Source organism: Streptomyces sp. NPDC060027, assembly GCF_042737005.1.
GTDB lineage: Bacteria > Actinomycetota > Actinomycetes > Streptomycetales > Streptomycetaceae > Streptomyces.
In genome coordinates this window covers 1-1,928 of the sequence record NZ_JBHWVI010000437.1, presented here as the reverse complement: position 1 = coordinate 1,928, position 1,928 = coordinate 1, and the positions used below count along the sequence as shown (strand labels likewise).

Annotated in this window: 2 protein-coding genes and 1 pseudogene; 1 reads left to right on the top strand and 2 read right to left on the bottom strand. The window is 70.0% G+C overall.

What is annotated here, in order from left to right; all coding sequences use genetic code 11:
* Positions 1 to 656, bottom strand: a 656-nt coding sequence (locus ACFWBT_RS42790) for a maltotransferase domain-containing protein (protein WP_385710196.1), incomplete at its 3' end; no start/stop codon positions are given.
* A gap of 138 nt (positions 657 to 794) precedes the next feature.
* Positions 795 to 986, bottom strand: a pseudogene (locus tag ACFWBT_RS42785) (DUF5133 domain-containing protein); the annotation flags it as partial.
* A gap of 304 nt (positions 987 to 1,290) precedes the next feature.
* On the opposite strand from ACFWBT_RS42785, the gene ACFWBT_RS42780 reads away from it, so the two are divergent.
* Positions 1,291 to 1,806 (top strand): pep a2, encoded by a 516-nt coding sequence (locus tag ACFWBT_RS42780; protein ID WP_385710193.1) that lies wholly within the window; start codon positions 1,291 to 1,293, stop codon positions 1,804 to 1,806.
* The last annotated feature ends 122 nt before the right edge of the window (positions 1,807 to 1,928 follow it).

Sequence of the window (1,928 nt, the reverse complement as noted above, 5' to 3'; positions counted from 1 at the left end):
GCCGGTGGGTCCAGCTGCCCGCTCTCCGAACGCGGGAAGAACTCGTACCAGGCGCCGTACAGCGCCCGCTCCCGCTCCACCAGCAGCGGCAACGGGAGGGAGCGGGTGAGCCGTTCACGCAGGGGATGCTCCGCGAGAACGGCGTCCACCTCCGGGGCCAGGGCCGCCGCGAGCCGGTCGGCCGGGGACCGGGAGTCGTCGCGCAGGGCGTCGGCGGCGGCCAGCACCGTGTCCCGGCCGGCGGCCTCGGGTACGGAGGCGGCGGCCCGCTCGTACAACAGGGCGCCCTCCTCCAGGACGAGGCCGACGTCGATCCCGGCCGGGATCTTGACCTCGGCGGCGCGCCGCCACCCGGTCACCGGGTCGCTCCACGCCTCCACCAGGTAGGTCCACCGGCCCGCCTCCGACGGAGTGACACGGGCGCCCCAGCGGTCGGTCCCCGGAGCGAGTTCGCGCATCGGCGTCCACGGGCCGGGGCGGCCGTCCGGATCACGCAGGACGACATTGGCGCCGACCACGTCATGGCCCTCGCCGAAGACGGTGGCGGTGACCTGGAAGGTCTCGCCGACGACCGCTTTCGCGGGCCGTCCGCCGCATTCCACGACCGGCCGCACATCCACGACGGGGATACGGCCGGTGTCCGTGTTCGCGTCCATGCGTTTCGCCTCCGCGGTTCTGGGCCCGACTCGTCGTTGCCGCCAAAGGCCCTTTCGTTGCGGTCCTCGGGACCGTCGTTCAGATCCGTTCGAATCCCTGCCGGAGCGTCTGTCCGTTCAGATCCGCGCCGGAACGTCCTGCAGATAGACCTCGGCGGCGTTCGCCGCCTCCCGCGCGCACCGCTTCCCCATCAGGACGCACAGGGTGTATCCGGTGTTCTCGAAGTTCCCCCGCACCACGTGGTCGGCGGGAGCCGCGAGAAGCAGACGTTCCCACGCCCGGTAGCGCTCCAGATGCCTGGCGACCTCGGCTTTGGCAGGCAGCAGCATCACGCTGGTCACCTTCCCGATCTCTCGACCGCGGACGGCTCGCCTGGCCGGCGAGTGAGGGCCGTACGCGAAGGGGAGCCGACCCGTCACGGACCGACACCCTCACTCATGGTGCCTGTACAGCGACCGAGCGTCTTGTTGGTTCTTCAACAACATTGGGGGTGCGCTCGTGTTGCACGAATGGAGTAGCCCTCTCACTCTGGAGGTGACTCAGGAGCGATCAGTGCTCACGCTTCGTACTCGGGGCTCGGTCCCGCAGGGGGCGAGGAGGAGCGAGGGCATCGCCGGTGAGGAGCGAACGACGATGAAAGCCGCAGTTCCCTGCTACTACCACCTCGACGTGGAGCTCAGCCCGGAAAAGGTCGGACAGGTCAAGCGCATCGTGGCCGCCCACCTCCGGTACTGGAACCTGGAGAATCTCGTCGAGTCCGTCTGCCACTGTGCGGAAGCGCTGCTCCGCACGATCGAGCAGCACTCCGCGGACAAGAACACGACCATCGAGATGTGGTGGAACGGTCAGCACCTCATCGCCGCCGTCTCGGACAACAGCCAGGACATCCGCCCGCACAAGGAGCCCCAGGGATGTCTCGCCCAGATCGCCGCCCTGAGCGACGGCTGGGGCTGCTGTGCCACGGACGTCGGCGGCAAGATCATCTGGTTCTCGTGGCGGGCCCGCGCCGCCGAACACGCCCCGCTGGACCCGCCCGTGCCCGCGCCCAGCCTGCGCGAGGCGCGCCGGACACCCCGGTACACGGTGCTGCCGGAACCCGTGCTCGCCGCCACCCGCGACGAGAGCGAGGCGGTCGCCGCCCGCGGGTGATCCCGTCAGGACACGCGCCCGTGATCCTCGTACGGTGATCACGTGCACACCTGGAACGGGCGCCCCTTCCCGCTGGGGGCGACATACGACGGTGAAGGAACCAACTTCGCCCTGTTCACCGA

Excerpts from the sequence above, each read along its gene's own strand:
- ACFWBT_RS42780 (WP_385710193.1), top strand. The coding sequence starts at position 1,291 with ATGAAAGCCGCAGTTCCCTGCTACTACCACCTCGACGTGGAGCTCAGC.